The sequence below is a fragment of the Dermabacter sp. p3-SID358 genome, from assembly GCF_025147465.1.
In the GTDB taxonomy this organism is placed as follows: domain Bacteria; phylum Actinomycetota; class Actinomycetes; order Actinomycetales; family Dermabacteraceae; genus Dermabacter.
This window is the reverse complement of the sequence record NZ_JALXOZ010000001.1, coordinates 1-24880: the sequence shown is the minus strand read 5'-3', so window position 1 is coordinate 24880 and position 24880 is coordinate 1. Positions and strand designations below refer to the sequence as shown.

Annotated in this window: 24 protein-coding genes and 5 tRNA genes; 7 read left to right on the top strand and 22 right to left on the bottom strand. The window is 60.6% G+C overall.

The annotated features are described in order from the left end of the window. The first annotated feature begins 50 nt into the window (after positions 1 to 50). Positions 51 to 404, top strand: coding sequence for a nitrite reductase small subunit NirD (gene nirD / locus M3B90_RS00145; RefSeq protein WP_259888022.1), 354 nt, complete (start codon positions 51 to 53; stop codon positions 402 to 404). Between the two features lie 12 nt (positions 405 to 416). Here the strand turns inward: nirD and M3B90_RS00140 are convergent, their stop codons facing one another. The 5 genes from M3B90_RS00140 to M3B90_RS00120 all read right to left on the bottom strand — a co-directional run bounded on the left by M3B90_RS00140 (position 417) and on the right by M3B90_RS00120 (position 4626). Next, entirely contained in the window at positions 417 to 1028 is a 612-nt protein-coding gene (locus M3B90_RS00140) for a DNA-3-methyladenine glycosylase I (RefSeq protein WP_259888021.1), read from the bottom strand. A gap of 98 nt (positions 1029 to 1126) precedes the next feature. Beyond that, on the bottom strand, positions 1127 to 1981 hold the full coding sequence (locus M3B90_RS00135; protein ID WP_259888020.1) for a siderophore-interacting protein: 855 nt from the start codon (positions 1979 to 1981) through the stop codon (positions 1127 to 1129). Positions 1982 to 2090: 109 nt separating this feature from the next. Then, a complete protein-coding gene (locus M3B90_RS00130; protein ID WP_259888019.1) occupies positions 2091 to 2462 on the bottom strand; it encodes a co-chaperone YbbN in 372 nt (123 codons plus the stop codon). Between the two features lie 38 nt (positions 2463 to 2500). Next, positions 2501 to 3847: a histidine--tRNA ligase gene (gene hisS / locus M3B90_RS00125; RefSeq protein ID WP_259888018.1), complete on the bottom strand. Its 1347-nt coding sequence runs from the start codon at positions 3845 to 3847 to the stop codon at positions 2501 to 2503. A gap of 47 nt (positions 3848 to 3894) precedes the next feature. After that, complete coding sequence (locus tag M3B90_RS00120) at positions 3895 to 4626, bottom strand: MBL fold metallo-hydrolase (RefSeq protein ID WP_259888017.1); 732 nt, start codon at positions 4624 to 4626, stop codon at positions 3895 to 3897. A gap of 170 nt (positions 4627 to 4796) precedes the next feature. Between M3B90_RS00120 and M3B90_RS00115 the strand changes: the two genes are divergently transcribed. Next, positions 4797 to 6425: a DUF349 domain-containing protein gene (locus M3B90_RS00115; RefSeq protein WP_259888016.1), complete on the top strand. Its 1629-nt coding sequence runs from the start codon at positions 4797 to 4799 to the stop codon at positions 6423 to 6425. An 87-nt stretch (positions 6426 to 6512) separates the two neighbouring features. After that, positions 6513 to 7208 (top strand): hypothetical protein, encoded by a 696-nt coding sequence (locus tag M3B90_RS00110; RefSeq protein ID WP_259888015.1) that lies wholly within the window; start codon positions 6513 to 6515, stop codon positions 7206 to 7208. Here the strand turns inward: M3B90_RS00110 and M3B90_RS00105 are convergent. From M3B90_RS00105 to thrS, 12 genes are all read right to left on the bottom strand, one after another. Beyond that, a complete protein-coding gene (locus tag M3B90_RS00105) occupies positions 7205 to 9487 on the bottom strand; it encodes a bifunctional (p)ppGpp synthetase/guanosine-3',5'-bis(diphosphate) 3'-pyrophosphohydrolase (RefSeq protein WP_259888268.1) in 2283 nt (760 codons plus the stop codon). The two genes, M3B90_RS00110 and M3B90_RS00105, sit on opposite strands and share 4 nt — an antisense overlap. An 80-nt stretch (positions 9488 to 9567) precedes the next feature. After that, positions 9568 to 10116, bottom strand: a complete 549-nt coding sequence (locus M3B90_RS00100; protein WP_259888014.1) for an adenine phosphoribosyltransferase — start codon at positions 10114 to 10116, stop codon at positions 9568 to 9570. Continuing rightward, the gene (gene secF / locus M3B90_RS00095; protein ID WP_259888013.1) at positions 10113 to 11102 is read right to left on the bottom strand and encodes a protein translocase subunit SecF; all 990 of its coding nucleotides are present in this window, start codon (positions 11100 to 11102) and stop codon (positions 10113 to 10115) included. Before secF ends, M3B90_RS00100 begins: the two co-directional genes overlap by 4 nt. Continuing rightward, positions 11102 to 12973, bottom strand: coding sequence for a protein translocase subunit SecD (secD, locus tag M3B90_RS00090; RefSeq protein WP_259888012.1), 1872 nt, complete (start codon positions 12971 to 12973; stop codon positions 11102 to 11104). Before secD ends, secF begins: the two co-directional genes overlap by 1 nt. 60 nt (positions 12974 to 13033) lie before the next feature. After that, entirely contained in the window at positions 13034 to 13396 is a 363-nt protein-coding gene (yajC, locus tag M3B90_RS00085) for a preprotein translocase subunit YajC (protein WP_259888267.1), read from the bottom strand. 76 nt (positions 13397 to 13472) lie between these two features. Continuing rightward, on the bottom strand, positions 13473 to 14582 hold the full coding sequence (ruvB, locus tag M3B90_RS00080; protein ID WP_259888011.1) for a Holliday junction branch migration DNA helicase RuvB: 1110 nt from the start codon (positions 14580 to 14582) through the stop codon (positions 13473 to 13475). Beyond that, complete coding sequence (ruvA, locus tag M3B90_RS00075; RefSeq protein WP_259888008.1) at positions 14579 to 15235, bottom strand: Holliday junction branch migration protein RuvA; 657 nt, start codon at positions 15233 to 15235, stop codon at positions 14579 to 14581. Before ruvA ends, ruvB begins: the two co-directional genes overlap by 4 nt. Before the next feature lie 27 nt (positions 15236 to 15262). Then, entirely contained in the window at positions 15263 to 15847 is a 585-nt protein-coding gene (gene ruvC / locus M3B90_RS00070) for a crossover junction endodeoxyribonuclease RuvC (RefSeq protein ID WP_259888007.1), read from the bottom strand. An 18-nt stretch (positions 15848 to 15865) separates the two neighbouring features. Next, entirely contained in the window at positions 15866 to 16621 is a 756-nt protein-coding gene (locus tag M3B90_RS00065; protein ID WP_259888006.1) for a YebC/PmpR family DNA-binding transcriptional regulator, read from the bottom strand. A gap of 23 nt (positions 16622 to 16644) precedes the next feature. After that, positions 16645 to 17922: a PrsW family intramembrane metalloprotease gene (locus M3B90_RS00060; RefSeq protein WP_259888005.1), complete on the bottom strand. Its 1278-nt coding sequence runs from the start codon at positions 17920 to 17922 to the stop codon at positions 16645 to 16647. Then, the gene (locus tag M3B90_RS00055) at positions 17919 to 18521 is read right to left on the bottom strand and encodes an HIT domain-containing protein (protein ID WP_259888004.1); all 603 of its coding nucleotides are present in this window, start codon (positions 18519 to 18521) and stop codon (positions 17919 to 17921) included. The genes M3B90_RS00060 and M3B90_RS00055 overlap by 4 nt, the downstream gene beginning before the upstream one ends. 5 nt (positions 18522 to 18526) lie before the next feature. After that, positions 18527 to 20527, bottom strand: a complete 2001-nt coding sequence (gene thrS / locus M3B90_RS00050) for a threonine--tRNA ligase (protein WP_259888003.1) — start codon at positions 20525 to 20527, stop codon at positions 18527 to 18529. A gap of 169 nt (positions 20528 to 20696) precedes the next feature. Here thrS and M3B90_RS00045 point away from each other — a divergent pair, with 169 nt between their 5' ends. Further along, positions 20697 to 21686 (top strand): L-lactate dehydrogenase, encoded by a 990-nt coding sequence (locus tag M3B90_RS00045; RefSeq protein ID WP_259888002.1) that lies wholly within the window; start codon positions 20697 to 20699, stop codon positions 21684 to 21686. A 73-nt stretch (positions 21687 to 21759) separates the two neighbouring features. On the opposite strand, the gene M3B90_RS00040 is transcribed toward M3B90_RS00045, so the two are convergent. Then, entirely contained in the window at positions 21760 to 22131 is a 372-nt protein-coding gene (locus tag M3B90_RS00040) for a VOC family protein (RefSeq protein ID WP_259888001.1), read from the bottom strand. An 85-nt stretch (positions 22132 to 22216) separates the two neighbouring features. Here M3B90_RS00040 and M3B90_RS00035 point away from each other — a divergent pair, with 85 nt between their 5' ends. After that, a complete protein-coding gene (locus tag M3B90_RS00035) occupies positions 22217 to 23161 on the top strand; it encodes a YafY family protein (protein ID WP_259887999.1) in 945 nt (314 codons plus the stop codon). A 21-nt stretch (positions 23162 to 23182) separates the two neighbouring features. On the opposite strand, the gene M3B90_RS00030 is transcribed toward M3B90_RS00035, so the two are convergent. The 4 genes from M3B90_RS00030 to M3B90_RS00015 form a co-directional block, all read right to left on the bottom strand. Then, complete coding sequence (locus M3B90_RS00030; RefSeq protein ID WP_259887998.1) at positions 23183 to 24037, bottom strand: HAD hydrolase family protein; 855 nt, start codon at positions 24035 to 24037, stop codon at positions 23183 to 23185. A gap of 85 nt (positions 24038 to 24122) precedes the next feature. Continuing rightward, positions 24123 to 24196: transfer RNA gene (locus M3B90_RS00025), tRNA-Val, on the bottom strand. A 45-nt stretch (positions 24197 to 24241) separates the two neighbouring features. Next, positions 24242 to 24312: transfer RNA gene (locus M3B90_RS00020), tRNA-Cys, on the bottom strand. 22 nt (positions 24313 to 24334) lie between these two features. Beyond that, positions 24335 to 24407, bottom strand: a tRNA-Gly gene (locus M3B90_RS00015). 323 nt (positions 24408 to 24730) lie between these two features. Here M3B90_RS00015 and M3B90_RS00010 point away from each other — a divergent pair. Both M3B90_RS00010 and M3B90_RS00005 read left to right on the top strand, forming a co-directional pair. After that, a tRNA-Val gene (locus tag M3B90_RS00010) sits at positions 24731 to 24802 on the top strand. A 1-nt stretch (position 24803) separates the two neighbouring features. Then, positions 24804 to 24876, top strand: a tRNA-Gly gene (locus tag M3B90_RS00005). Positions 24877 to 24880: the final 4 nt, after the last annotated feature.

The window sequence follows — 24880 nt, the reverse complement described above, 5'->3', positions numbered from 1 at the left end:
TCCCTGCGATCGACATTGCCCGCCACTTGACCCGACAAGCGAGGACAACCATGAGCAACTGGCAGAGCATCTGCAAGGAGACCGACATCAACCAAGATCTGCCCGAGGCGGCGCTTTTTGGCACCGAGCAGGTTGCCGTTGTGAAGGCCTGGGACGGCAAGATCTACGTCGTTTCGAACGTCGATCCGCGCACCCAGCAGGGTGTCATGTCGCGTGGCATCGTTGGCGACCGCGAAGTCGACGGCACGCCTCGCGCGACGCTCGCGAGCCCCATCTACAAAGAGGTCTACGATCTCGAGACCGGCAAGTGCTACGCGAACGACGCTTACACCCTCCCCGTGTACGCCTCACGCGTGACTGACGGCGTGATCGAAGTCGACCTCGATTCCAAAAACCCCGCCTGAACTCAGGTTTCTTTATCGCGCCACGGCGCGAACGCGGCAACCGTCGGAATCAAATACACCTGAGCTTCCTCGGCGGGGCGATGTCACGAGATGCGTGTCCACAATCCCTATCGCCTCCATAAGGGCAAAGCAGGTTGTCGGTCCCACGAATGAGAACCCTCGTGCTTTGAGCTCCTTCGACATTTGCGTCGAAGTTTCATCGCGCGAGGGTATTTCTTCGTGCGTGCGAGGGGCGTAAGTCGTTTCGGGAACGTACCCCCACAGGAGCTCGGCGAGGTCCTTGCCCTCCTCGCGCAGGGCCAGTGCGGCGCGAGCATTTCCAATGGTCGCCTCGATTTTCCGACGATTGCGAATGATCCGCCGGTCCCCCATGAGGCGCTCGACGTCGCTCTCCCCCATTGCTGCGACCCGGTCGACCTCGAAGGAGTGAAAAACCTCGCGGAAAGCTTCACGCCGCGCGAGAATCGTGGACCAGGAGAGCCCGCACTGGAAGACTTCGAGGCTTACGCGCTCAAACACTCCGGTCTCATCGGTGACGGGCAAACCCCATTCCGTGAGGTAATAGCGCTCCATGAGTGGACTTGCACTGGCCCAGCTTGGCAGCTGTGTGACTGTACTGTTCATGTTTTGAGGCTAGCGAGGATTCGTTGTGGAGCGTCTGCCCTGGCGGGAAACTTTGGGGAACACGATGGTGTGGAGCAGGAACTGTGGCGCATCCGCCATTAATCGGGATCGATGCGGCCAATCGCTTCGCGCTTTTCCGCTTGGAAACGATCCTCCACACGGCCGAGCGCCCAGTATGCCGAGATCGAGATGTCTTCGCGCGCAATGCCGCGCTCCCTCACGAGGTGTGAACGAAGTCGTTTGGTGAGCCCCCGCTCGGCGTGACAAAAAACGTGAACGCTGCGATTCTCAATCGAGGCTGGAGGAACGTCGAGCGCCTCGACGGCCGTGAGGAGATTCTCATGAGGGCCGCTCACCCACGAAACGACGACGCCTTCGGGGTGGGTGAGAGAAAGAACGTCAGCTTCGTCGTCGACGTGAATGAGGGCATATCCCCGTGCGCCGGGCTGCATCGCTTCAAGCGCCGCGGCGATCGCTGGGACCGTCGCGTGATCGCCAATGAGGATATGAAGGTCAGCTTCGCGCCGTGGCGCGTAGCCACCGCCGGCTCCCATGAGCGCGATCCGGTCACCTTCGCAAGCCGTTTCGGCCCAGTCGCTCGCGATGCCGTTTTGGCCGGGGGCGTTGTGCACGACCACGTCGATCCATAGGCGCTCATTCGCATCGTCCCAGCGTCGAACCGTATATGTGCGGCGAGCGGGCAAGAGCTCCGGTGCCTCTTCTCGTAACCGCTCCAAATCGAATGGTGCCGCGAGGCCGCTTCCCGGCTGCGGAAGAAGGAGCTTGACGTACGCATCTGTGCACTCATTGCGATTGAGCTTCGCATAGTCCGCGCCACCAAGGCAGAGGCGCACGAGATTCTCACTCACCTGCGTCTTGTCCTGAACGGTGAGCACCGCCTGCTGGCGCTTGGGCTTGCTACGGGTTGGAACTGCGGCGCTTTCCGATGTCATGCGCAGCACTATACCGACTGCTCCCCATTTTCAAAACCGCAAACTTTCAAAAAAGGGAAGAGGGTCGCCGTTCCTGGCGAACCTCTTCCCTTATACGGAAAGCGAGTGCTTACTTGCCCTGCTTCGCCTGCTGCTCCTCGTAAGCCTTGCGTACCTCGTCCATGTTGAGACCGCGCACCTGTGAGATAAGCGAATCGAGCTCGGCCTGGCGAAGCGCCCCGGGCTGGCCGAAAACGGGAATGCCGTCACGGTAAGCCACGATCGTAGGAATCGAGGTTGCGCCGTACTGCATCTGAAGTTCGGTCTGGTCTTCGGTATCGACCTTTGCGAATGTCACGTCCGGATTTTCTTCCGAAGCCTTTTCAAAGATCGGGGCAAAGCGTTGGCAAGGGCCGCACCAATCCGCCCAGAAGTCGATGAAGACGATCCCGTCCTTGACGAGTTCGTCGTGGTTGTCCTTGGTCATCTCTACGGTAGCCATGCTTGTTCCAACTTCCTTATCGGTTCTGTTATTTCTGGCTAGTTATTCGGCGTGGCCGCCACCACACGGGCGGTCATATCGCTTTCATCCGGCTGCCACGTGCGCGCGTCCGCAGTAGTTTGCTCACCACTTCGAATGTCTTTCACTTCCCCCGCGCTTCCTTCGGAGGGGAAGAACACGAACGGGATGCCGCGTCGATCCGCGTACTTGATCTGTTTACCGAACTTCGCGGCGCTCGGGGCGACCTCGGCTGAAATGCCACGCGCGCGCAGCATGCGCGCCACATCGACACTTGTGTCACGGTGCTCCTCATCCGTGACAGCTACGAGAACGACGGTCGGCACAGCCCTCGTCGACGTCACGAGCGAACGCGTGACGAGCCGCGAAACGAGGCGCGAGAGGCCGATCGAAAGACCAACCCCCGGGTAGGAGTGACGGTTATCGGTTGCGAGCGTGTCGTAGCGGCCGCCCGAGCAGATAGAACCGAGATCCTCGTGCCCCTCGACGAATGTCTCGAACACGGTACCCGTGTAGTAGTCGAGGCCGCGCGCAATCGAGAGGTCGGCGATGCACGCACCCGGCACGGAGGCATTAACGGTTCGAATCACAAAGCACAGCTCCTCGAGTGCGCTCGTGATCTCCTCGCTCGAGACCCCGAGCGACTCGACCTTGTCGGCGAGGTCCTCGTGAGTTGCCCTGATGCTCGCAAAAGCAAGGCAACCGTCGGCCTGTTCCTCGCTCGCCCCCACCTGCTCGATAAGAAGCTTGCGCACCTCGGCCTCGCCGATCTTGGCGAGCTTGTCAAGCTGGCGCAATACGCCTTCGATATCACTCAGGCCGAGCGCCTCAAACACGCCCTGGGAGAGCTTTCGATTGTTAATTGAGATCGTGAACCCGGGAATCGGGAGCTTGCCGAGCACTTCGGCCATGACGATCGCGACGTCTGCATCCATGTGCGAGGGCAGCGAATCCTGCCCAATGATGTCGATATCAGCCTGGTAAAACTCGCGAAAGCGGCCGTCCTGCGGCCGCTCTCCGCGCCACACTTTCTGGATCTGGTAGCGGCGGAACGGAAACGCGAGGTCGTTCTGGTGCTCGAGCACGTAGCGCGCGAGCGGAACAGTGAGGTCGAAGTGGAGGCCGAGTTTCTGGCCCTCCTTCTCCCCCTCCTCTTCGTCTGCGTGGAGACGGGAAATAACGTAGATCTCCTTGCTCGTCTCGCCCTTGCGAAGGAGCTGATCAAGCGGCTCAACCGCGCGCGTCTCGATATTGGAGAAACCGTGCAGCTCAGCAACCTCGCGGAACGTGTCCATCACGTGCTGCTCGATGCGTCGTTCGGCGGGAAGCCATTCGGGGAATCCAGAAAGTGGCGTCACTTTCGCCATGGGCACTTCTCCTTGTGTGGTCGTGGTGTCATATGCGCGAACCTTCCTCAGAAGGCGGTGCGCAGGTATCCATTATCTGCGAGTTCGTCGCGGAAAGTGCTGAGCGGACCGTGCCCTGGAACGACCACTATCTCCGCGTGTGCAAGTGCGAATGCGCGGAGTTTTGTGAGCGAGGCCTTCATATCCTCCGGGTTCCCGCCGGGGAGGTCTGTGCGGCCAATCGTGCCTTTGAACAGCACGTCGCCCGTGAAAGCCAGCCCCGGCGCCGCAAGAGCGCGTGGGGTGACGCCCACGAGCGGATTCACCTGGACCTCGCCCTCGTAGAAGTACACCGTTGAGCCTTCGGTGTGCCCGGGGTAAGAATGCGCGCGAAGACGCAACGCCCCCGCATCGAGCACGTCACCGTCGCCGATCGCGTGCACGGTCGCGGGCTCAGCCCACCCGCGCTCGTCCCAGAGCGGGCGGATCTGGTTTGTGAAGGCCGACGGTAGCTGGCCCATGGGGTCCTCAAGCCTGTACTTATCCGCTTTGCCCACATAGACGGGGACCTCGTATTTTTCGGCAATACTCGAGACATCGCCAACGTGGTCAAGATGCCCGTGGGACACGAGAATCGCGCGCAGCTCAAGTTCGTTCTTTTCGAGCAACGTGCTCACTTCGCTCGCGACTTCAAGGCCGGGATCGACGAGGAGCGCATCACGCCCGCTGTAGAGAAGCGAGCAGGTCGCGCTGAGGTAAGGAGAAACGACAAAATCGAGAGTGGCGCGCTCAGAAGTCATACTCCCATCGTGCCGCTTTTCCCAGAAGGAGACATGAAATTCCGTTCGCAGTGTTATCCGCGATACAGTTTTACCTGATGCCGTGGCCCAAGCGGCGCCGTTGGTGCGAGGCAATTCGCCTCGCCCCCTGTCCGAGGCACCTCGGTGCCCTCGAATCCTAGGAGAAGCTCGTGAACGAGAACGACCAGAACACCCCCGAGACCCCCGTCGCACCCGAGGCTCCCGAAGTCGCCGAGATCCCCGGAACCGCTGAAGTATCCGAGACTACCGAATCGGCCACGGCTACGGAGGCCCCTGAGACGACGAAGACGGATTCGGAAGCTGCACCCGAGACGCCCGCCGCGGCACAGGTAGGTGAAGCGCCTCAGGCCCAGGAGGCGTCGGAAGGGGCCCCAAAACCCCACGCACCAAAGCCGGGTGTTCCAAAGCCCCCGACTCCCAAGGCACCGAAGCCCGGCTCCCCCGCGCAGCTCAAGGGGAAGACCCCGCGCACGCCTCTCGTTCCCATCGTTCCCACCGCTACGAGCTACGACGACGCCAAAGTCACCGAAGCGCTCACCTTTGGTGACGTGAACGATGAAGGCACCGTCACTGTCAAAGACGGCACCCAGGTCCGTGAAATCGGCACGGTGGAAAAGGGGACCGAGCGCGAGAAAGCCCTCACGCCGTTCGCCCACGCCTACCTCGATTTGAGCGCGTTCCTCGACGTCGTTGAGCAAAAGCTTCAAGTTCCCGGGCTCACTCAAGCCGACCTCAACCGCATCCTCGAGCAGATGCGCAAGAACATGAAGGAACCGAAGGTCGTCGGTGACATCCCGGCGCTACGCGAGAGAGCACATGAGCTTCGGGAGAAGGCCAAAGAACTCATCGGCGAGCTCGAGAAGGCCCGCCTTGCGGCCCGCGAAGAATCAACCAAGAAGCGCACCGCGTTCGTCGAAGGAATCGAAGAGCTCGTCGCGACCGATTCGCACCGCATCTCCTGGAAGAAGGCCGCCGAACGCATGCGTTCGATGGTTCCTGACTGGAAAGAGATGCAGAAGAACGAGGCATCGCTCGAACGAGAGGTAGAGGACAAGCTCTGGAAGCGTCTTTCTGCGGCCCGCAGCGAATTTGATCGCAAACGCCGCGCCCACTTCAGCGAGCTCGATCAGCAGCACGCCGAGGCGGAAAAGATCAAAGCGCGCCTCATCGAGCAGGCCGAAGCGATCCAGGACTCGGAAGACTTCGGGCCCACTGCGCGTGAATTCCGCTCTCTCATGGATCAGTGGCGCGCCGCTCCGCGAGGCAACCGTAAGAAGGACGACGCCCAGTGGGCGAAATTCAAAGCCGCGCAGGATTCATTCTTCGAACGCCGCAACGCGGATCTCAAGAAGATCGACGCCGAGCAATCGGAAAACCTCAAGGTCAAGGAAGCTCTCCTCGAGGAGGCCGAGGCGCTCCTGCCCATCACCGACCTCGAGAAGGCAAAGGAACTCTTCCGCTCGATCGAAGATCGATTCGATGCCGCGGGCCGCGTTCCGCGAAACGCCATGCGCCGCGTCGACGAGCGCATACGTGCGGTCCGCGCGGCGTTCCAGAAGGCGGAAGACGACGAATGGCGCCGCACCGATCCGCGCACGAAGGCTCGCGTCGAGGGCGCCTCTTCGCAGTTGCACGCAGCTATCGCGAGCTACGAAGAGGACCTTGAAAAAGCACAGGCGACCGGCGATGCCAAGAAGATCGAGAAGGCTCAAGCTGCACTCGATGCGCGCCGCGAATGGCTCGAAGTGATCGAACGCAGCGCGAAGGATCTCGGCTAAGGTGCTTCGCACGCTCCATAGCGAAAGTTCTCCACAATGAAAGGCGGGGGCCCAGCGGGCCCTCGCCTTTCATGTCAGCCTTGAGCCATGACTCTCGCCTCACACGGCACCTCAAAGAGCTACTCGCTTGCTCCCGTGATCCAGAATCCAGGCCGCTCACCATTTGCCTATGAAGCCGGGAACGAGATCCTCGTTGCTCTCGGTGCTTCGCTCCCCTTTTACGCACGTGACGTGCCGCTTGCTCCAATCGGCTCGGGATATGCCGTTGCCCTCACTCACGACATGGGGGTCCGCGAAAGGGCTGCAGCCGTCGGAATTGCCCTCGAACGCACTCCCCAAACAGCCACCGCCCCCGGAGCCGTTCTTGCAGATCACACAGCCGCGTGGATCTGGTGCGGGGGCGTGCCTCACCCGCGTCTCATAGTCGCCTCCGAACGGCACACGCAAACGCACGAGAACCTCGTCCTTCGCCGAATCACCCTGGTAGAAGGCGACGTCGCCTACCCTGCCGGAGTCCCCACACTCGCACCTCACCGCGCTTTCGCAGAGCTCACGCGTACGGGAGCCGACGAATCCGCGCGAAGCTTCGCCGAAAGGCTCGTCGCACAAGGCTGGGTCACAAGTAGCGATCTCTTACGAATCGCCTTTCGCGCTCGCCGTTCGGGTCGAGGGCGGGGCTATTCAGGCCCGCGAACAGGGCGCGCACAGTACAAAAAGCTCGCAGCGCTCGCTCGAGCAATTGAATCCAAGCTCGAAGCGCAGCCCTTAGAAACTCAAGCTTAGAGCGTTGTTCCCATCGGCTTGCCGTCGCTCGTTACGCGATAGACGTCGAATACGCCCGACACCTTCCTCACTTGCGTGAGCACGGTCCGCAGATGCGAGGGATCCGCAAGCTCAAATGAAAACAGGGCGACACCAATGCTGTCGGGAAGCGAATGCGCCGACGCCGAGAGGATATTCACCTCGAGCTCGGAAATCACATCCGCAAGGTCCGTGAGAAGCCTCGCGCGGTCAAGAGCCTCGACCTTAATATGCACAAGGTAGGCATGATTCGTGGCACCCGACCACCTCACGGGAACAAAGCGATCGGCCTGCTGCTCACGCATCTGGATCGCATTCGCGCAAGCAGCGTGGTGAACGCTCACTCCATTACCGCGCGTCACGAAACCCACGATCTGGTCTCCCGGCACCGGAGCGCAGCATTTCGCGAGCTTGACCCACAGATCGCGCTGGCCATCAACGACGACGCCCTGATCAGCGTGGGCCAATCGACGTGGCTTCGCAAGTACCTTCGAAGGCACGACCGACTCGACGATGTCATCCTGCGACCCCTCAGCGCCGCCCACCTCCGAAATGAGTCGGCCCACGATGTTCTCGGCGCTCACATGGTGCTCACCAATAGCCGTGTAGAGAGCGTCCACCGAGTCGTAGTTGAGATCCGCTGCGACGTTTGTAAGCATCTCGTGCGTGAGCATGCGGCGAAGCGGCAAGTTCTGCTTGCGTAGCTGGAGCGCGAGCTCATCGCGCCCGCGGTCAAGCGCTTCCTCGCGTCGCTCCTTCGAGAACCACTGACGAATCTTCGTGCGGGCCCGAGTCGAGGCCACGAAGTTCAGCCAGTCCTGGCTCGGGCCGGCACCCTCCGCTTTAGACGTAAATACTTCGACGACGTCCCCGGTCGCGAGTTCGGATTTGAGCGAAACCATCTTGCCGTTGACCCGCGCGCTCATGGTGCGGTGTCCAACCTCGGTATGGACTGCATACGCGAAATCCACGGGAGTTGCCCCTTGCGGGAGGGCGACCACATCGCCCTTAGGGGTGAACACGTACACCTCATTCGAGGCCATTTCGTAACGCAGCGAATCGAGGAACTCGTCGGAATCAGTCGTGTCCTTTTGCCAGTCGAGAAGCTGGCGCAGCCACGACATTCCTCCGCCCACATCCGCACTCTGAGGCGAGTCGTCAATCTTCTCGCCCCGGGCCGTCGCAGCCTTGTACTTCCAGTGCGCAGCAACGCCGTACTCGGCGCGGCGATGCATGTCCCACGTGCGAATTTGGATTTCGACGGGCTTTCCGCCCGGGCCAATAACGGTCGTGTGAAGCGACTGGTAGAGATTGAACTTTGGAAGCGCGATGTAGTCCTTGAAACGCCCGGGCATGGGGCTCCAGCGTGCATGAAGGATGCCGAGCACCGCATAGCAGTCCCGCACCGTGTCGACGAGCACGCGAATTCCCACAAGGTCGTAGATGTCGCTGAAGGAACGCCCCCGCACGATCATCTTTTGGTAGACCGAGTAATAGTGTTTTGGTCGACCTGTCACGGTGCCCTCGATGTGCGCGGACTTCATGTCCTCTTGGATCGTGCCAATGACCCCTGCGAGATACTCCTCGCGAGCGGGAGCGTGCTCGGCGACAAGCGCCACTACTTCGTCGTACAGCTTCGGGTACAGCACCTGAAAGCTCAGGTTTTCAAGCTCCCACTTGATCGCGTTAAGCCCAAGGCGGTGAGCGAGAGGGGCGTAAATCTCGAGCGTCTCCTTCGCCTTTCGCTCGGCGCTCGAACTCGAGACGTACTTCCACGTGCGGGCGTTGTGGAGGCGATCAGAAAGCTTGATGAGCAGCACCCTGATATCGCGGCTCATCGCGATGATCATTTTGCGCACGGTCTCGGCCTGAGCAGCTTCCCCGTAACGCACCTTGTCGAGCTTGGTCACTCCATCGACCATGACCGCGACCGTTTCACCGAAATCGTCAGTCAGCTCGTCGAGCGTGTAATCCGTATCCTCGACGGTGTCGTGAAGAAGGGCGGCAGCGAGGACATCCGGCGGAGACCCCATCCCCGCGAGGATCGTCGCCACCGCGATTGGATGCGTAATGTAGGGCTCGCCGCTCTTTCGAAACTGCGGGCGATGCCAATATTCGGCGGTCTCATACGCGCGGTACACGAGAGAGAGATCGGCATCGGGGTGGAGCTCCCGAATCGCATCGACGAGCGGCACGAGAAAAGGATCGTCTTTCGTTCCCCATACGCTGCGCGGGCGAGAGTCTTCACGGTCCTTATCCATGCCGTTCACCGCCTTCATCGTTGTGGAATTATCCCAGTCTAGACCGTTTTTTCTCGCGGTCTCCACCGGACATGGATGGCTTAGTTCTGAACGCTCCACACCGTGTGAAGGGGAACGTCGCCGAGCTTTTCTCGACCACCGAGGCCGAGAAGTTCAATGAGGAAGCTCGCCGCGACAACTTCCGCGCCGAGGGACTCAACAAGCTGAATCGTGGCTGCTGCGGTCCCGCCGGTCGCGAGGAGGTCATCGAGAACGAGCACGCGTGCCCCCTTAGGCACCGCGTTCTCGGCAATTTCGATCGTCGCAGTGCCGTACTCAAGCTCGTAAGTGAGCGACGTGGGCTTGCCGGGAAGCTTGCCCGCCTTACGCACGGGCACGAAACCGCGATCCATTTCGTACGCGAGCGGTGCGCCGAAAACAAAGCCGCGAGCTTCGGTTCCCACGATCAGATCAACCTCGTCGGGAACGGTGTTCGCCCAGTACTTGATGACGGTTTTCATTGCTTTCGGGTCGCGCAGGAGCGGCGTGATGTCTCGAAACAGCACGCCGGGTTGCGGGAAGTCCTGGTAGAGCCCGATATGGGTGCGCTCAATTTCCGCGATTTCAGGGGGAATAGGCGTGGTGTTCATGCCGTGGCAACGTCCTTTTCGTGTTTGCGCTCAACGCGCGCAGTGTGGTCCTTGATAGCTTTTTCGCCCTTGCGCAGGTCCACGAGGAAACTCGGCGCGAGGAAGATGGAGGAATAGGTGCCGGCAATGATGCCCACGAAGAGCGCGAGCGAAATGTCCTTGAGTGTGCCGGCTCCCAGAATAAAGGCGCCGATGATGAGGATCGACCCAACGGGGAGGAGCGCCACAACCGAAGTGTTGATCGAGCGCACAAGCGTTTGGTTCGTGGCGCGGTTGACGAGTGACGCGAAAGTCGAATCCATTTTCTCGAGGAACCCCTCGGTGTTTTCGCGCACCTTATCGAAAACCACGACCGTGTCGTAGAGCGAATAGCCAAGCACCGTGAGGAAGCCAATCACCGTCGCGGGTGTCACCTCGAAACCGATCGCACCGTAGGCCACAACCGTGAAAAGCAAATCGTGAGTAAGAGCCGCCATCGCGGCGATTGACGATTTCACGTTGCGGAAGTAGAGCGCCATGACGATGGTCACGAGGAGCATAAAGATGACGATGCCTTGGATGGCCTTAGCGGTGACATCGCCGCCCCAGTTTGGCCCTACGAACGAGCTCGAGACGTCCTCCGGAGGGACGCTATAGGCTTTCGCGAGGTCCGCGCTAAGGGCCTTGGTGGCGTCGGTGGAGAGCTCCTCGGTTTGCACGCGAAGGATGTTGCCGCCAACTTGCGAAATGCGCGGTTCATTTGTGGGAACGTGTTCGCGCACGACGTCGCGTGCGAGCGCCTGGTCCGGGTTTTGCACGTGCGAAATCTGGAATTCGCTTCCACCCGTAAATTCGATTCCCCAGTTGACGCCTCGCACTCCTGTGATCGCCGCGAGGGCCACGAGAATGAGCGCGGAGCCGATGTACCACCACTTGCGGCGGGGCACGATGGGAAGCGTGCGTTTACCGGAGTGAAGGTCATTACCGAACGTGGAAAAGCGCGACATCAGCGGTCCTCCTTCGGGGTCGTGTCCTCGGCCGAAGAGGCTTCGGTCGTCGATGCGTGCGAGCCTGAGCTCTCTTCAGCTGCCTCGACAGGCGGGGTGCCCTCCGCGGCTTCACGCGCAAGGCGCGCCTTTCGCTCCGCGAGAGTTTCAGTTCCGACGCTTGCCGAGCCCTTACCGCTCCCCTTCTTCTTGCGGCTCTTCCCGCGCTCGTCTGGGCTGCGGAAGCGCGCACGTCCCGCGTACGCAGGAACGTTACGCCCAAGCAAGGCCGGGTCGAGGCCCGAAGCCGGATGCCCCTTGCCGAAGAAGTTTGTGCGGCCAAGGCTTTGAAGAAGCGGATGCGTGAAGAGGAAGACCACGAGAAGGTCGAGGATGGTCGTGAGACCCAGCGTGAACGCGAATCCTCGCACGCTACCCGCGCTCACGAGGTAGAGCACGACTGCTGCGATGACGTTGACGGCATCGGAGGCGAGAATGGTGCGCTTTGCGCGGTTCCATCCGTGGTCAATTGCCGCGACGATGCCACGGCCATCACGTATCTCGTCGCGCACACGTTCGAAATAGACGATAAACGAATCCGCGGTAAAGGCGATCGACACGATGAGGCCGGCAACACCGGCAAGCGAAAGACGGTAGCCAATTTCCGGCATGTTCGACATGAGCGTGATGACGAGGTACGCAAGTACACCCATGATGGCGAGTGACGCTGTCGTGACGATCGAGAGCACTCGGTACTGGAAGGCTGCGTAAATGACAACGAGTACAAGACCAATAAGACCCGCGATGAGGCCAGACGTCAATTGATCGGAACCTAGGGTCGCAGAAATCTGCTGTTCCGACTGCACAGTGAACTCGAGCGGGAGCGCCCCGAACTTCAGCTGACTGGCAAGTTCCTTCGCCTGATCCGCCGTGAAATTGCCGGTGATAGTCGACTGGGTCGTCGTCACTGCTTGCACCTGTGGAGCGGAGATCACCACTGAATCGAGGACGATCGCGAACTGCTTGGTCGCGCCCTGACCGCTGTAAAGAGCGGAACTCATTTCGCCAAAGGCTTTGCCGGCTTCGTCGTTGAATGTCAGATTGACGGCATAGTAGCCCGTGGCTTGACCGGTTTGGTTTTTGTCCGCACCGGCGTTCGCGTCCTTAATCGCCTCGCCCGAGACGACAACGGGGCCGAGGATGAGCTTAGAGGTACCTCCCGCGCCGCAAGCGATAACTGCCTCATCATCTCGGTCCGTGATCGAGTGATTGTTGAGCGTGTCGGGATCGGTGCAATCGAGCTTCGCAAACTCTTCTTGATCGACAGTGTTCAACCATGCCTGGTTCCAAGCCTTCTCACCTTTGTAGGTGTTAACGCCTTTACCTGCGGAAGCAGAAGACTCTCCCCCGCCATCCGATGTCTGCGAAACGTCCTGGGCAACGGGACCGAGCGACTCCGCATCGTGTTGCGAAGAACCATCGCTCGCACCACCCGCATCCGAAACCCCCGCATTGGGTTCCACCTGCAGGAGCACGGGCCGAAAACTCATGGTCGCGGTACGGCGGAGGGCATTGCTCGTGGCTTCGTCAATCTTGCCAGGCACGTTCACGACGATGTTGGTGCCGCCCTGGACCGAAATCTCGGTTTCCGCCACTCCCATCGCGTTGATGCGCTGGGAGATGATCTGTCGCGCCTGCTCCATCTGTTCAGGCGTGATGGCCTCGCCCCCGTGGGACTTGGCTTGAAGTATCACCTGAGTGCCACCTTCGAGGTCAAGTGCGAGTTTCGGGGTGGTCTTCCACCCGTTGTTCGCGACGCCGAAGCCGAGGACGCCCCCGAGGACGAGGATCAGGACGGTGAGCGCCGAAAGCGCTATGCGTCGTGCTGGCATGAACGGTCCTTTATGTCACACGAAGGCGACGCGCGTTCTTCGCGCGACGCCTTACTTAGGTCAGTTTTTGTTGTCGTCTGCGAGGAAGTCGGAGCTCTTCTCCGAATCGCTCCGCAGGTCAGCGTCGGACACGGGGGCCTCGCTTTCCACGGAAGCGACGGGCTCTTCAGCAAAGCTCTCGACACGCTCCGCAATAGCATTGCGGTTCCATTTGAGTTGCGATCCGTCCTCAGTCTCGAGGATCACCGTGTCGCCGTCCTCCTCGACGATCATGCCGTAAAAGCCCGAGTGCGTGCGCACCTCATCACCTACGCCCAGGGACTTGACGAGCTCCTGATGCTGCTGAACCCTCTTCCGCTGACTGCGCGACATGAGAAACATGGGCACGGCCATGACGAGGAGGAAAATGAGCATAAGAATCATGGGGTCCACGGGAGATGCCTTCCGTTGAAGTAACGATCTTTTCCACTCTACTCGCGCAATCGGCTTTAGCCCCCATTCAGCTAAAGCGACGGTCCTCACGTCCGGAATCGTCGAAGAGGGTCGCACCCTGCGGGGAGTCCGAGGGCGGTGCCTCGATTCCAAGGTGCTCCCACGCGGCGGGCGTAGCAATGCGGCCCCGGGGCGTACGACCAAGCAGGCCCTCGCGCACGAGAAACGGTTCGACGACAGTTTCTACTGTTTCAGTTTCCTCGCCAACGGCGATCGCAAGGGTCGAGAGCCCCACGGGCCCTCCCGCAAACTTTGTGCACAGCGCCTTAAGCACTGCCCGGTCAAGTCTGTCGAGCCCGCGAGGGTCAACTTCGTACACGGTGAGTGCCTCGAGTGTGGAATCCATGGTGATCGTGCCTCCACCCCGCACCTGCGCGTAGTCCCGCACGCGCCTCAAGAGCCGATTCGCAATACGGGGGGTTCCACGTGATCGCGAGGCGATCTCATGGGCGCTCTTCGGATCGATATCGATTTCAAGCCGTGTCGCGCTCCTCGCAATCACGCGCGCGAGCTCGTCGGCCGTGTAGTAATCGAGATGCCCTGTGAAGCCGAAGCGATCCCGGAGGGGCGATGGCAGCATCCCCGCTCGCGTCGTCGCGCCGACAGCGGTGAAAGGTGGAAGCTCAAGGGGGATGGCCGTGGCACCAACGCCCTTGCCCACGACAACGTCGACGCGAAAGTCCTCCATTGCCATGTAAAGCATTTCTTCGGCGGGCCGCGCGAGCCGGTGGATCTCGTCGATAAAGAGCACCTCTCCCTCTTCGAGAGAGGAAAGAATCGCGGCGAGGTCACCCGCGTGTTGGACGGCCGGCCCGGAAGTGATCTTGAGCGGCGCCCCGAGCTCGTGGGCAATGATCATCGCGAGAGTCGTCTTCCCGAGCCCGGGCGGGCCCGAGAGAAGCATGTGCTCGGGCGGTGTTCCACGCATAGAGGCAGCGTCAAGAACGAGCGAAAGTTGCTCGCGCACTTTCTTTTGCCCCACGAAATCGGCGAGCTCGCGCGGCCGCAACGCTCCTTCGGCAGCGCGATCAAGCGCGCCTGCCTCGGCCCCGACGATCCGCTGGAGTGTCTCGTTCGGCTCGTCTTCCGTGCCGCTCACATTCGAATGCTCGATCATGCACGGCCGCCTAGGTGTCGTAGTGCGAGGCGCAAAAGCACGCCCGAATCGAGGCTCGAGCTCGAGCCTTTCTCTTCCTCTTCGTAACTCACAAGAACCGCTTCTACGGCCTCACGCGCGCCCTTCTCGTGCCAGCCGAGCCCTTGGAGACCCTGCACGACGTCCTTCGCGGCGCGCGTATCGAGAACCGACTCCTGTGAGCTCTCGACCTCCGCAGCCACGGGCTCTTCCCCTGCGGCGGCGTTCGCGGCAAAAGGCGCGACCTTATCCTTCAGTTCAAGAGTCATCCGCTGCGCGCCCTTCTTCCCGATCCCCGGGACCGACGTGAGGGTCTTGAGATCCTCGTCAAGCACGGCGCGCGCGAACCGCGCAGGATCCATCACCGCAAGTACGGCAATGGCGATGCGTGGGCCAATGCCCGAGACCGATTGAATCGTGCGGAAGAGGTCCGTTTCCTCTTTCGTGAGGAAGCCGTAAACGGTCATCGAATCCTCACGCACAACGAGTTCCGTGTGCACGAGAATTTCTTGCCCCGTGCGAACGGCGGTGAGAGTCTGGGGCGACGTGTGAACCAGATAGCCGACACCGCCGACGTCGAGTACAAACGAATCGAGAGCGATGGCGCTCACGGCGCCGCGAAGGGAAGCAATCACGCCCTAGATTTTAGAACACGCGTACGACTACAGACGGGAGGTCGAGTTCTCCTGGGCGCGTCGAGCTTGACGCTCGGCTTCGGCCCACTGGGCTTGGGCGCTTGTGCGCCGGGCACCGTCGGACCCTAACTTGACCGGGCCCGAGCCGCGCCAGAGCTGTGTAATCGCAATGGCCACGGCATCGGCTGCATCCGCAGGTTTCGGAGGCGCGTCCAGGCGCAAAAGTTTCTGCACCATGTTCTGGATTTGAGCCTTATCGGCGCGGCCGTTGCCCGTGATTGCACGCTTGACCTCCGAAGGAGTGTGCATCGCCACCGGAATACCCCGCTCGGCCGCAAGCACAATCGCAAGGCCGGATACCTGTGCGGTCCCCATGACCGTCGAGACATTGTTCTGGGAAAACACACGCTCGATCGCGACCATATCGGGGGCGTATTGCTCGATCACGTGCGTGAGTCCCCGGTAGATCTCGAGGAGGCGCATGTCTACACCTTGATCCTTGAGCGAGGTGATGACGCCAACGCCTTCGAGACGAGCGGAGCGGGCGGGGCCGCCGTCCACGACCCCGAAACCGCACCGCGTGAGACCGGGATCGATACCCAGAACTCGCATAAATCCCCGAAAAGGAGCCTATTCAGCCTCGAGCTGTGCAGCGACGTCCTCAGGAATATCGAGGTTTGAGTAAACGTTCTGAACGTCGTCGCTGTCCTCGAGGGCATCGATGAGACGCAGGACCTTGTGGGCGCCCTCGAGATCGACGGCCGTGCGCATGGTGGGCACGAACGACGCCTCCGCGCTCTCGTAGTCCACTCCGGCATCCTGGAGCGCCTTGCGCACGTTCACGAAGTCGGTGGCCTCCGAAATGATCTCGAAAACCTCGCCCTCGTCGTCAATCTCCTCTGCGCCCGCATCGAGCACGATTTCAAGCAGCTCGTCTTCTGTGTGGCCAGCCTTGGCGACGGTCACGACGCCCTTGCGGTTGAACAGGTACGACACAGAACCAGAATCGGCCATGTTGCCGCCGTTTCGAGTGAAGGCCACGCGGACCTCCGACACTGCACGATTCTTATTGTCGGTAAGGCACTCGACGAGAAGCGCGACTCCCCCGGGTGCATAACCTTCATACATGAGAGTTTCATAGTCGACACCACTGCCGTCGAGGCCACCACCGCGCTTGACAGCGCGATCGATGTTGTCGTTCGGAACCGAGCTCTTCTTCGCTTTCTGGATCGCGTCGTAAAGCGTGGGGTTACCGGCGGGGTCGGGGCCGCCTATGCGCGCCGCAACTTCAATGTTCTTGATGAGCTTCGCAAAGAGCTTAGAACGCTTGGCGTCAATCGCCGCTTTCTTGTGCTTCGTGGTTGCCCATTTAGAGTGACCTGACATCGGTTTCCCTCATTCGTCGTCAATTATCGCTGCACCATTGTACGCGCCGGCGCGACGGGGTTGGTCAGTGCCGCAAGCCCGCGACGTGTTTCGGTGAGTTGCGAAAGCAACAGTGCCTCGGTTTCTTTGATTCTCGAGGACGTGTGTCCCGCGAGTGCGGCTTGCCGCTGAGCTGCAAGTCGTAATGCCAAACGTTGGAACTCCGCCATGGTCCATGCCGCAACCGCGCCGTAGCTCGCGGCCCACGCTTTCGCACGCCGCCGCCCGCGCAGCTTCACAAGCATGTCGACCTCACTGGGCGTAAACCACCCAGCGCGGCCATAATCGGAGAGTCTTCTGCGCAACATTCGCCGTTCGCGCCACCGCAATAGAACCAAGATCAATACGAGGGTGAGGAAAATTGGCACCTCGATCACGGCATACCAAAAAAGGAGCCCTTTAAGGGTGGTCACCCCGCTCAACGCGAGGAGCATTGAGCCGCCGTTCCACAAGGCGTGGAGGCCCATGCCGAGGCTTAGGCCACCGGCGCCGAGGAAGAAATAGAGCGGAAGGCTGCGCCGCTCCGCCGCAATCCCAATACCGAATCCCACAAGTGACGTAAAGCTCGCGTGCGCGAAAGGCGAAAGCAGGCCGCGCATGAAGAATGTTTGCCAAAACACCGTGGAGTTGCCCACGACCTGCGCCTCGGCGAATGAGCGCGCGAAATAGGTGATGTTCTCGGTGAAGGCGAAACCAGCCGCGATGAGCATCGCGTAAATCACGCCGTCGATCGTTCCCGCAATGTAGCGCCGACCAAAGAGGAGGAGCAGCACGAGACCAAAAGCCTTCGTCGTTTCCTCGACCACCGGTGCCTGGAGCGCTACCGAGAGGAACTGCTGCGCGGTCGCATCCTTGGCCTGGAGGGCAATCATGAGCTCAACGGCGAAGCCGAAAATGAACGTCATGGCGATCGACCCAATCGCTCCCCACAAGAAGGCATAGGCCATGGTGAATCGAGGCTGCGGAGTGTTCCGGTCAAGCCACCAGACGGCAAAAAGGACAATGCCGAACGGCACAAGAGCCGCAGTGAGTGAAACGAGGCTCGTCCCGATTCCCTGCGGGAGGATCACGAAGTAGAAGAGGAGAGTCGCGGTAATGGCGAGGCCGATAAAGGCAAGCGAAAAAATTATCCACGTCGCGATCTTGCCGCGAGGTTTCTCCTTCGCGCGTTCGGCAAACGAAGGCATGACATGCGCGATGTTCGCGGGAACCTCGCGTTCAACGTCGTAGCCGTAGCCGAACGATCCGCCTGTACTACTCACGTGCGCTCCTTCGTGCCTTTCTCTGCGGCTGCGGGCCATGCGGCGGCAAACATATCGCGAGTTTGCGAGAGCAAGAAGGGCAGCGCCTTCGTACGCCCCACGACCGGAAGGAAGTTTGCATCGCCAAGCCAGCGCGGCACAACGTGCTGGTGAAGGTGCGCGGCAATGCCAGCGCCCGCGACCTCTCCCTGATTCATGCCGAGATTGAAACCCGCGGGCTTCGATACGGAGCGCACCACACGCATCGCGGTGCGCGTCAGCTCAGCGATCTCCGTGTACTCCTCAACCGTAAGGTCGGTGTAGTCGCTCACGTGGCGATATGGACACACGAGCAGATGCCCAGAGTTGTACGGGAACAGATTGAGGATCACGAAGGCACTCTCACCGCGGTGGACGATCAGCGCGTCCTCATCGGTCTTTTTCGGCCCCGCACAAAATGGGCACTCGTCGGTCGCGTCCGGGGTCGAAGGCTTGCCCTCGCCCTGGATGTACGCCACACGGTGCGGTGTCCACAGCCGCTGGAGCGCATCTGGGGTGCCCGCGAATGCGTGGGCGCACTCGAAAGTCTCCCCGACTTGTCTCTCCTGCTCGGTGCTCATGTCGCTCAGACCTGAGCCTTCGTGCGGATCGACTCGAGAATGCGCTCAACCGCTTCGTCCACGGGGATGCCGTTATCTTGACTGCCGTCCCTCATGCGGAAGCTCACGGCGCCCGCGTCGCGATCCTCGCCGCCCGCGATCAGCATGTAGGGCACCTTTTCCTTGGTGTGGTTGCGGATCTTCTTCTGCATGCGGTCGTCGGAAGAATCGACTTCGACGCGCACGCCTTGGGCGCGCAGCTTCGCGGCGACCTCTTCAAGGTACGGCACAAACTCGCCAGCCACGGGGATCCCGACGACCTGCACGGGGGCAAGCCACACCGGGAACGCACCCGCGTAATGCTCGGTGAGCACGCCAAAGAACCGTTCGATCGAGCCAAAGAGCGCGCGGTGGATCATGACGGGGCGCTGGCGCGAACCGTCTGGCGCCGTGTATTCGAGGTCGAAGCGCTCAGGAAGGTTGAAGTCGAGCTGGATGGTCGACATTTGCCACGTGCGGCCAATCGCGTCCTTTGCCTGGACTGAGATCTTGGGGCCATAGAACGCAGCACCACCCGGGTCGGGAACTAGCTCGAGACCCGAGGCTGTCGCGACCTCTTCAAGCGTGCGAGTCGCTTCCTCCCACACGTCGTCGCTCCCCACGAATTTCTCGGGGTTCTTCGTCGAAAGTTCGAGATAGAAGTCGTCGAGCCCGTAGTCCTTGAGCAGGTCGAGCACGAAGGTGAGAAGCGTTGTGAGCTCCTCACGCATCTGCTCGCGCGTGCAGTAGATGTGAGCGTCGTCCTGGGTGAAACCACGCGCACGAGTGAGACCGTGCACGACGCCGCTCTTCTCGTTGCGATACACGGTGCCGAACTCGAAAAGTCGCAGCGGCAGTTCGCGGTACGAGCGCCCGCGGGCTGCGAACACGAGGTTGTGCATCGGGCAGTTCATGGGCTTGAGGTAGTAATCCTGGCCCTGCTTCGTGACGTTGCCTTCGGCATCGCGCTCTTCGTCGAGGTGCATGGGTGGGTACATGCCCTCGCGGTACCAGTCGAGGTGGCCCGAAGTCTCGAAGAGTTGCCCCTTGGTTGCATGCGGCGTGTACACAAATTCGTAGCCCGCCTCGACGTGGCGCTTGCGCGAGTAGTTTTCCATTTCCATGCGCACCATGGCGCCCTTGGGGTGGAACACCGCGAGGCCCGAGCCGATCTCGTCGGGGAAGCTGAACAGGTCAAGCTCGCTGCCGAGCTTGCGGTGATCGCGCTTTTGCGCTTCCTCGAGGCGGAACTTGTAAGCTTTCAGATCATCCTTTGTCGCCCACGCGGTGCCGTAAATACGCTGGAGCATGGGGTTCTTTTCGCTTCCGCGCCAGTACGCGGCAGCGGAGCGCATGAGCGAGAATCCATTGCCGATGAGACGGGTCGAGGGCAGGTGCGGGCCGCGGCACAGGTCGGTCCACACGACCTCGCCCTTCTTGTTCACGTTGTCGTACATCGTGAGGCCGCCGTCACCCACTTCGACGCTCGCGCCTTCGGCAGCGGTATCGGCATTCGACTTGAGGCCGATGAGTTCGAGCTTGTAGGGCTCATCCTTTTCCTCTTCGCGCGCGTCGGCATCGTCGATGTCGCGGCGCTGGAAGCGCTGGCCTTCCTTGACGATGCGCTGCATATCTTTCTCGATGGCCTTGAGATCTTCCGGCGTGAACGGCTCAGCCACGTCGAAGTCGTAGTAGAAACCGTCGGTAATGAACGGGCCGATGCCGAGCTTCGCGTTCTCATCGCGCCGTTGCACGGCTTGCGCGAGCACGTGCGCGCACGAGTGACGCAGGATGTTGAGGCCGTCTTCACTCGCAATATCGACGCCTTCGACCTCGTCGCCTTCAGCGGGGGCGATGTACAGATCCTTGAGTTCGCCATTAATGCGAAGTGCGACGATCTCGCGGCGACCCTCGTAAAGCGTCTCGCCCGTGGTCCCCTGCTCGATCGTGGTGGGCGAACCATCGAGGACGATGTTGAGCTGGGTCACGGGGTTACTCCTTATAAATCTCGGGTGCGAACCGACCTACGGTGCCGGCTCCAGCGTCTAGTCTAACGAGAACTCGCGCATCGTTGCTGCGCCCGCTCACACCTCTGCTCAGGTGTGAAAAGAGGATCAGCCTCTTGCGAACCACCGCCGAGTGACGAACCATGAAACCATGAGTGCTCAGCATGTCTCAGGTGAATCATCTATCCGTCCCACCAAAATCGCGGTTGTCGGCGCCGGTAGCGTGGGTTCGTCTGTCGCTTACGCCGCTATGCTCCGGGGAAGCGCCCAGACAATTGCGCTCTATGACCTCTCGGGCGAGAAAGCGGGGGCCGAAGCTCTCGATATTGCACACGGCTCGCAGTTCGGTTCGGGCGCTAACGTGATCGGTGGTAGCGATATCTCGTGCATCGCGGGTGCGGACGTCGTTGTTATTACCGCGGGAGCTCGGCAGAAGCCCGGCCAATCTCGCCTCGACCTTGCCGACACCAACGTCAGGATCCTGCGTTCCCTCATGCCTCAGCTGCTTGAACAGGCCCCCGAGGCGATGTTCATGCTCGTCACGAACCCGTGCGACGTGCTCACGGTCGCGGCCCAGCAGGCAACCGGGCTCGATTCGTCTCGAGTTTTCAGCTCGGGTACCGTGCTCGATTCGAGCCGCCTCAAGTTCCTCATAAGCAAGAAGATCGGCGTGAATCCCCGAAGCGTGCACGCGCGCATCATCGGAGAGCACGGCGATAGCGAGTTTGCGGTGTGGTCGAACGCAAACGTGGGCGGGATTCCCCTTCGCGAATGGAGGGGGTCCGACGGTTCCCTCGCCTTTACCGAAGCTGATTTGGACGCGGTGCGCGACGAGGTCGCGAACTCGGCCTACGCCATCATCCAAGGCAAGGGCGCGACGAACCTCGCAATCGGCGTCTCGGCCGCCCGCATTTGCGAGGCGATCCTCAACGACGAAAAGGCCGTTCTCACCGTTTCCACCGTGCTCGATAACTACCTCGGTGTCAGCGGCGTCGCCATGAGCGTGCCGAGCATCGTTGGTCGAGGCGGCGTCGAACGTGTACTTAACATTCCACTCGATGAACGCGAGGCTCAGCAGTTCCGCGCTTCTGCCGGTCAGCTCAGTGCGACCCAGGAGAAGCTGGGCCTCGAGCTCGAGTAGCTCAACAGGGGCGAGCCTCGCCCCGGGTCTCACGCAGGTGCGGCTAAATGTGGCAGTGGCCCAGTGTGAGCCCTCAGGAGGGATCGACGGGAGCGACCCGCAGTAGATTGCCGTCGGGATCTTGAGCGACAAAGGTTCGGCCGAAGATATCGTCGTAAGGCTTGTGCACAATCGTCACACCTTTCTCTTCCCATCTGCGGTAATAGTTTTCGGTACTCTGCGGGGCGTTTTCAACGTTCAAGCAAATCTCACCTCTGTGCCCTTCAGCAGACTCAAGGTTTTCTGCATGCCCCGTCCACAGAGCCAATCCAACCCCAGGCGCAACGTCGAATTCCACGAATCTCGGGCTCGTGAACCGTGGCGCCATCTCAAAGAGATCACTATAGAATTCCGCTGCTCGCGCAATGTCACTTACGTAAACGATGAACAGATTAGGTGCCGGCATGGTGCCTCCTTCTAGAAAATGCGTTGGTAAGGATGACTTTGCATGCGATACGTGACATCTTGTGTCATGTTTTTAAAATGTGAGCATGAAAGCGTCACGACTCCTCTCGATCGCTCTCGTACTTCAGAGCCACGGACGGTTGACAACAAAGGAACTGGCTTCGCGTTTTGAGGTGTCTAGGCGCACCATCCTGCGTGACATCGAGGCCCTATCGTCAGCTGGTCTTCCCGTCTACGCTGAGCGGGGCCGTCATGGAGCAATCGTGTTAGACCAGTCCCTACGGCTCGACCTCACGAAGTTAGAACCGAACGAGCGGCAACTACTCCGGGCCATAGGCCTCGACGCCGATCATCTTTCGCAGATTGGACTCCGCTCCTTAGGGCAACGCACACTCGAAAAGCTCGAGGCGCGATCCCGTCACTCTGAATCCCATGCTCCTGCACTCGACGATGTGATCGTGATTGATCATTCCAGCTGGTTCACCACACCGAAGTCATTTGATCTTTCCGAGCTATTGTCCGCGGTGCGGGGAGGCAAGCGCCTCATCATCAAGTACCGCCATAGCGGAACAGACTCGGCTAGGACCTACACCCTTGATCCATACGGATTGGCCTGCAAGCAGTCTCAGTGGTACTTAGTCGGAGACGTCGAAGGCAAAGCCCGAATGTTCAATACTGCTCGTTTGTTAGAGGTGGACGTTCTCGACTTTCCCGCACAGTTGCGCGAGGGCTGGACTTTGAGTCAAGTGTGGAAAGAACTTGTCCACAGCTTCACCACCCGCCCCGATGTCACCGTAAGAGCTCGGCTACGCTCAAACCGCCTCGATCTTGCATCGCGCATTCTTGGAACCCGGCTGATTTCGGCGACAAAGGGGCACGATGGCTGGAGCACAGTGACGATCTCCTACCCTGACATCGAGTCTGTGCGCCAGCTCTTGCAGTTTGGCGACCACATCGAAGTGCTCCATCCACGTGACGCACGCAACCGCATGCGCGAACTCGCGGCACAGCTCGTTGCCGCTCACGCCTAGGGCTAAAAGTCCAACTAGGAGTTACACAAGCCCGAGTTTTTCGATGGCATCGGCGATGCCGCCTTTGCGCGGGCCACGCATGACAAATGCGGGGTCGGTGATCGCGCGGGAGGCGTCGGACCCTTCAACCGGCACGGGCAGGCCCACGCCTTTGAGCATCCCGACATCGTTCATGCCATCGCCGAATCCCACGGCACGTTCGAGCGGGATTCCTACGTGTTCGAGTACGCGCCTGACGCCGTCGATCTTGTCGATCGCCGCGAGCTGAAGTTCGCCGGAGGTTTCTTTGTCGTCGCCGATCGAGTAGGGCATGTCGCGCACTTCGGGGCCAATCTTGCGGGCGAGCTCGGTGATGCTCACGGGGATTTGCCACGCGACGACCTTGGCGAACGAGATACCCGCGAGGTCTTCGCGCAAAACGAAGGCATCGAGCAGTTCCGACGCTCCCCCACCGAGAGTCCCCTTCTCTTTTGCGGGCAGTTTCCCTGGCTTTTGGAGGGAACGCGTGAGGCGCTCGCGAATGTACCGTTCAGCATTACTATTTCCGACGGTTGCCTCGGGAGACTCGAGTACAAAGGGGAAGGTGCCCGCTTCCTCGAGAACGCGCAGTGTGCGCTCGGCAAGCTCGTCGGGAAACCGCGCATCCTCGAGGATCGTGTCCCCGATTTTCACGTAGGCCCCCGCGGAGCCGATCACGCCATCGAGTGCGGCCTCAACGTCGTGCGGGATGAGAGAGTGGGGTCGGCCTGTGCAGAGGAAGGCGAGGTGGCCTGCTTCTCGCACCCGCTTCAAGGCATCGACGTGGGCTTTGGGGACGATGCCGTGGTCGGCGAGAGTTCCATCGAAGTCGAGAAAGAGTGCGTGCTGTTCGCTCATGCCACCACCCTCTCACGCGAAAGAGAACTCACGGTGAGAGCAGGAAGGGAACAACAAAAGGCGCCCCTCGGGGCGCCTTCATCAGTGGGCGATACTGGACTCGAACCAGCGACCTCTTCCGTGTCAAGGAAACGCGCTAACCAACTGCGCCAATCGCCCTTATGAGACCGTGCGGTCTTATTGCGTGGTCATGAGCCACACGAGAGGTGGGTACGGGATTCGAACCCGTGTATACGGCTTTGCAGGCCGCTGCCTCGCCTCTCGGCCAACCCACCACGTGGAAACCTGAGATTCCAGAGCGGATGACGGGACTCGAACCCGCGACCCTCACCTTGGCAAGGTGATGCTCTACCAACTGAGCCACATCCGCATTTTTGGCCGATCGCTCGGACCAACGAGTAGATACTTTACGTCAGGAAGTCACGCCGCGCAAAGCGAATGGTGCGCTTTTGACCCAGATCACCTCTATGGGGCCGAATCGAAACACTCCTGGCAGCGGAGGCCATCGGCGGGCAATTTTCACTGAAGCTGCGCTTGGAGGGCGAGGCTTCACTTAGTGCGGGCTCAGCTCCGCTTGCGAGGCTCACCACAAATAGCATCCGCGAGGGCCATAGGAGTTTCGGGCCGGGCTGCAGTGGTGTAGTGTTGTCTAGTCGCTGAGAGCGAAGGAGAACTTTTCCCAACCTCTCATGCGGGCGATTGGCGTAGTGGTAGCGCGCTTCCTTCACACGGAAGAGGTCACTGGTTCGATCCCAGTATCGCCCACGCGGATGTGGCTCAGTTGGTAGAGCATCACCTTGCCAAGGTGAGGGTCGCGGGTTCGAGTCCCGTCATCCGCTCCGA

Coding starts and splice junctions, on each gene's coding strand:
- M3B90_RS00105 (WP_259888268.1), bottom strand. CDS start 9,487: ATGGATAAGGACCGTGAAGACTCTCGCCCGCGCAGCGTATGGGGAACG.
- M3B90_RS00140 (WP_259888021.1), bottom strand. CDS start 1,028: ATGAACAGTACAGTCACACAGCTGCCAAGCTGGGCCAGTGCAAGTCCA.
- M3B90_RS00130 (WP_259888019.1), bottom strand. CDS start 2,462: ATGGCTACCGTAGAGATGACCAAGGACAACCACGACGAACTCGTCAAG.
- M3B90_RS00100 (WP_259888014.1), bottom strand. CDS start 10,116: ATGAACACCACGCCTATTCCCCCTGAAATCGCGGAAATTGAGCGCACC.
- nirD (WP_259888022.1), top strand. CDS start 51: ATGAGCAACTGGCAGAGCATCTGCAAGGAGACCGACATCAACCAAGAT.
- secD (WP_259888012.1), bottom strand. CDS start 12,973: ATGCCAGCACGACGCATAGCGCTTTCGGCGCTCACCGTCCTGATCCTC.
- M3B90_RS00040 (WP_259888001.1), bottom strand. CDS start 22,131: ATGCCGGCACCTAATCTGTTCATCGTTTACGTAAGTGACATTGCGCGA.
- M3B90_RS00065 (WP_259888006.1), bottom strand. CDS start 16,621: ATGTCAGGTCACTCTAAATGGGCAACCACGAAGCACAAGAAAGCGGCG.
- M3B90_RS00035 (WP_259887999.1), top strand. CDS start 22,217: ATGAAAGCGTCACGACTCCTCTCGATCGCTCTCGTACTTCAGAGCCAC.
- M3B90_RS00135 (WP_259888020.1), bottom strand. CDS start 1,981: ATGACATCGGAAAGCGCCGCAGTTCCAACCCGTAGCAAGCCCAAGCGC.
- M3B90_RS00030 (WP_259887998.1), bottom strand. CDS start 24,037: ATGAGCGAACAGCACGCACTCTTTCTCGACTTCGATGGAACTCTCGCC.
- hisS (WP_259888018.1), bottom strand. CDS start 3,847: ATGGCGAAAGTGACGCCACTTTCTGGATTCCCCGAATGGCTTCCCGCC.
- M3B90_RS00110 (WP_259888015.1), top strand. CDS start 6,513: ATGACTCTCGCCTCACACGGCACCTCAAAGAGCTACTCGCTTGCTCCC.
- M3B90_RS00045 (WP_259888002.1), top strand. CDS start 20,697: ATGAGTGCTCAGCATGTCTCAGGTGAATCATCTATCCGTCCCACCAAA.
- M3B90_RS00055 (WP_259888004.1), bottom strand. CDS start 18,521: ATGAGCACCGAGCAGGAGAGACAAGTCGGGGAGACTTTCGAGTGCGCC.
- ruvB (WP_259888011.1), bottom strand. CDS start 14,582: ATGATCGAGCATTCGAATGTGAGCGGCACGGAAGACGAGCCGAACGAG.
- yajC (WP_259888267.1), bottom strand. CDS start 13,396: ATGATTCTTATGCTCATTTTCCTCCTCGTCATGGCCGTGCCCATGTTT.
- secF (WP_259888013.1), bottom strand. CDS start 11,102: ATGTCGCGCTTTTCCACGTTCGGTAATGACCTTCACTCCGGTAAACGC.
- M3B90_RS00120 (WP_259888017.1), bottom strand. CDS start 4,626: ATGACTTCTGAGCGCGCCACTCTCGATTTTGTCGTTTCTCCTTACCTC.
- ruvC (WP_259888007.1), bottom strand. CDS start 15,847: ATGCGAGTTCTGGGTATCGATCCCGGTCTCACGCGGTGCGGTTTCGGG.